Source organism: Arsenophonus sp. ENCA, assembly GCF_002287155.1.
GTDB lineage: Bacteria > Pseudomonadota > Gammaproteobacteria > Enterobacterales > Enterobacteriaceae > Arsenophonus > Arsenophonus nilaparvatae.
On the sequence record NZ_NHNG01000560.1, the window covers coordinates 1 to 4,418 of the forward strand.

Genomic DNA, 4,418 nt, shown 5'->3' on the forward strand with positions numbered 1-4,418 from the left:
ATTGGACAGGTGCGCGCTAATTTTGCCATGACGATGATGGCAGCATGTTACAACCTAAAGCGGTTGGCGTACTTCCAGAGCGCGTGCATCGTGGCTTTCTGACGCCCAGAATGGGTCAAATGGCCCTAGCCAGGGCAATGTGCGATAGAATCAGTAGCGTGATAATCAAAAAAAATCTAATTATTTAGAATGAAAGCCAAGGGTTAATTGAAAATCTTGAGTTTTTTGAGGTGCCCTATTATATATAAACGAACTGGATAATCAGACAAATAGCAAAATTAATTTACTTTCTACAATCTAAATATAGTCTAAACATTAATAATTTTTTCTTAAAGTAATAAATTCAGCTTAATTAATTTATTTTTAATTTAAATATTTTTAAACTGTCGTTTTTTATTTTATTTCAATGAGTTAAATGTTTGAAGTGAAAAAATATGCCAATAAGTATATTGAATGACTAAAACTAAGTATAGATAAAATAATCAGAGGTCAAACATGAAAGCAGGTCGCTATATAGGGGTGATGTCAGGTACCAGTCTCGATGGGGTTGATGTTGTTTTGGCTGAAATTGATGACAAAAATGTGATTCAGCTAGGTGCGATTTCCTTTCCTTTTCCCACTGAATTAAAAAATCAAGTCTTGTCTATATGTCAAGGTCAAGCGGTCACCTTAGCAACAATAGGTGAAATTGATTATCAGCTCGGTTCGTTATATGGTGAAGCGATCAATAACCTATTAAAACAGCAATTATTATCGGCCACAGATATTACCGCGATAGGGTGTCATGGGCAAACAGTTTGGCACCAACCTACTTGCCAACGGCCTTTTACTCTGCAATTAGGCGATAATAATAGAATTGTTGCGTTAACTAACATCACTGTAGTAGGCGATTTTCGTCGTAGAGATATGGCGTATGGTGGGCAAGGTGCACCTTTAGTACCTGCTTTTCATCACAAGGTACTTAGTCATCCTGATCAAAATCGTATTATTTTAAATATTGGTGGCATTGCTAATCTCACTACTTTATTTGGGAATTCAATAATTAAAGGCTATGATACCGGACCTGGAAATATGTTGTTGGATATCTGGGCCAATCAGCATCTAAATAAACCTTATGATAATAACGGCGATTGGGCGCGCTCAGGGCAGGCAAATAAGTCGCTGCTAACTGAAATGCTAGCGGATCCCTATTTCAAGCGGCCAGCCCCCAAAAGTACAGGTAGAGAATATTTCAATTCTGCTTGGTTACAAAAATATCTGACATCGTACTTAAACTTATCAGCCCAGGATGTACAGGCCACTTTGGCAGAATTAACCATCCGTTCAATCGTTGATCAGGTTTTGCTTTATGACAAAGCCGATTGTTTGTTGGTTTGTGGTGGAGGAGCTAAAAATAGCTATCTTATGGCAAGGTTAAGCGAATTGTTAACCAATATTGTGGTGGCATCAACAGATAAATATGGTTTGAGTGGAGATAATGTCGAAGCTTTGGCTTTTGCTTGGCTAGCGGCTCGTACCTTATCGGGTTTGCCAGGCAATTTACCCTCTGTTACTGGCGCTAACCAGGAAACAGTATTAGGCGCAATTTATCCGGCCAATAGTGAATAACATGATATCTATCGTAACAAGACAGAGGCAAAAAAATGGTAGAAAAAATTCAGTTGGATATTGCTAGTTTAAGACGGGAATATACCCAAGGTGGTTTAAGACGTAAGGATTTAACCGACCAGCCATTAGTATTGTTTGAGCGTTGGTTAAAGCAGGCTTATGAAGCAAAATTAGCCGATCCAACAGCCATGTGTGTTGCAACGGTAAACAGCGATGGACAACCATACCAGCGCATTGTATTACTTAAACATTATGATAAAAATGGACTGATATTTTATACTAATTTATCTAGTCGTAAGGCACAACATATCGCTCATAACAATAAAGTCAGTTTACTATTTCCCTGGTATCAGTTAGAGCGTCAGGTTTGCTTCTTGGGTGAGGCAGAAAAACTTACTCCACTTGAGGTAATAAAATATTTTCATAGTCGACCAAAAGATAGTCAAATAGCCGCCTGGGCTTCACAACAATCAGCAAAAGTTTCTGCTAGAAGTCTATTAGAAAATAAATTTTTTGAATTAAAACAAAAATTTAAAAATGGTGAAATTCCCTTACCTAGTTTTTGGGGCGGATATCGCGTCAGATTTAACAGTGTTGAATTTTGGCAAGGTGGCACTAAACGGCTACATGATCGATTTTTGTATCAATGGCAACATGATCATTGGCAAATTGATCGCTTGGCGCCATAAACGAAAAAATGATTTTTTAACTGGCACTTATTTGACTCGCGTTTTATTCTATTGCGCTTATTTATATTATATTTATCCACAAAATCGACGAAATAAAAAAATTGATGGAGTTATTGATGGTTAGCAAGAACCTAATTGAACAATTGCAAGAGCGGGGTTTAATAGCTCAGCTAACGGATGAAAGGGCATTAATAGAGAAACTATCCCAGGGATCAGTAGCGCTCTATTGTGGATTTGATCCAACCGCTGATAGCTTGCACTTAGGGCATTTGGTTCCTTTACTATGTTTAAAGCGTTTCCAGCAAATGGGACATCAACCAGTAGCCTTAGTGGGTGGGGCAACAGGTTTAATTGGCGATCCAAGTTTTAAAGCCACTGAGCGTAAATTAAATACCAGTGAAACAGTGCAGCAATGGGTAGAAAAAATTCGTCAACAGGTTTCGCCATTTCTTGATTTTGATTGTGGTAAAAATAGCGCTAAGGTAGTTAATAATTATGATTGGTTTGGTCAAATGGATGTCTTGACCTTCTTGCGCGATATCGGTAAACATTTTTCTGTTAATCAAATGATCAATAAAGAAGCTGTTAAACAACGACTTGAGCGCGATGATGCAGGTATCTCTTTTACTGAGTTCTCCTATAATTTGCTTCAGTCTTATGATTTTGCCAACCTTTGTCACCAACATAATGTTGAATTACAGATAGGCGGCTCTGATCAATGGGGCAATATTACTTCAGGCATTGATCTCACTCGACGTTTACATCAACAACAGGTTTTTGGTTTGACGGTGCCGTTAATTACTAAATCTGATGGAACTAAATTTGGCAAGACCGAAGCGGGGGCGGTTTGGTTAGATCCGCAAAAAACCAGCCCATATAAGTTTTATCAATTTTGGGTTAATACTGCTGATGCGGATGTGTACCGTTTTCTTAAGTTTTTTACCTTTATGCCAATTGAAGAAATTGACGCCTTGCAAAGTGAGGATCAAAACAGTGGTAAAGCCCCACGAGCACAGTATGTATTAGCGGAGCAAGTTACCCAGTTAGTACATGGCGATGAGGGCTTACAGGCTGCCAAACGGATCACTGAAAGCTTATTTTCCGATACGATTGCTGCATTAACTGCAGCTGATTTTGCTCAGTTGGCGCAAGATGGCATGCCTATGATCAAATTAAATTCAGGGGCAGATTTACAGCAGGCATTAGTCGAGGCGAAATTGGTCCCGTCACGTGGTCAGGCAAGAACGATGATAAGCTCAAATGCGGTCGCAATTAATGGTAAGAAATGTATTGATGCTGAATATGTTTTTACTGAGCAAGATCGTCTATTTGGCCGTTATTCTTTGATCAGGCGTGGTAAAAAACATTACTGCTTAGTTAATTGGCAATAATGGGGCATAGTAGGGTAAATTTAATCACTATAAGTTTTGTCTAACATAGCGATTAACTTATTGGTATTTATTAGATTAATTACTAATGTGTTAACTGCTTGTTTAGAAAGTAACGACTTTGTTTTGTAACAGCGAGTATTATCAAAAATAAAATGAGTGATATATGAAAAGTGTTCTATCAATTCAGTCGCATGTTGTTTTTGGCCATGCGGGTAATAGTGCCGCGGTTTTTCCCATGCAACGGATGGGAATTGATGTCTGGCCCCTGAATACGGTGCAATTTTCTAATCATACACAATATCCACAATGGACAGGTAGTGTTATGCCCCCTGAACATTTAACAGATATTGTTAACGGAATTGCTAAGATCCACCAATTAAAACATTGTGATGCGGTTCTGACGGGTTATATTGGTTCTGCCGAACAAGGTAAAGCGATTGTTGATATTGTTAAACAGATAAAAACAAGTAACCCTGCTGCTTGCTATTTCTGTGATCCGGTAATGGGACATGCTGAAAAAGGCTGTATTGTTGCCCCGGGTGTGGCTGAGTTTTTATGTCATGAAGCTTTACCTATCTGCGACATAATGGCGCCTAACCTATTAGGCCCATTCCCAGTCGAAACGCAACAAACCCATAAAACGTTATGCAGCCATTAGATGAGCTAAAAATACTTCATTTGGAGAAAAATAGCCCAACGATTTTCGTCCCCGAGTATTAAGTATGTGCTC

General features: G+C 38.7%; 3 protein-coding genes and 1 pseudogene. All 4 read left to right on the top strand.

All coding sequences use genetic code 11. The features are described from left to right. Positions 1–495 precede the first annotated feature (495 nt). The gene (gene anmK, locus CBG25_RS14615) at positions 496–1,608 is read left to right on the top strand and encodes an anhydro-N-acetylmuramic acid kinase (RefSeq protein ID WP_290607536.1); all 1,113 of its coding nucleotides are present in this window, start codon (positions 496–498) and stop codon (positions 1,606–1,608) included. A gap of 35 nt (positions 1,609–1,643) precedes the next feature. After that, on the top strand, positions 1,644–2,297 hold the full coding sequence (pdxH, locus tag CBG25_RS14620) for a pyridoxamine 5'-phosphate oxidase (RefSeq protein ID WP_290607537.1): 654 nt from the start codon (positions 1,644–1,646) through the stop codon (positions 2,295–2,297). A 116-nt stretch (positions 2,298–2,413) separates the two neighbouring features. Beyond that, the gene (gene tyrS / locus CBG25_RS14625; RefSeq protein WP_290607538.1) at positions 2,414–3,688 is read left to right on the top strand and encodes a tyrosine--tRNA ligase; all 1,275 of its coding nucleotides are present in this window, start codon (positions 2,414–2,416) and stop codon (positions 3,686–3,688) included. 163 nt (positions 3,689–3,851) lie between these two features. Beyond that, positions 3,852–4,292 (top strand): annotated as a pseudogene (pdxY, locus tag CBG25_RS14630) (pyridoxal kinase); the annotation flags it as partial. Positions 4,293–4,418: the final 126 nt, after the last annotated feature.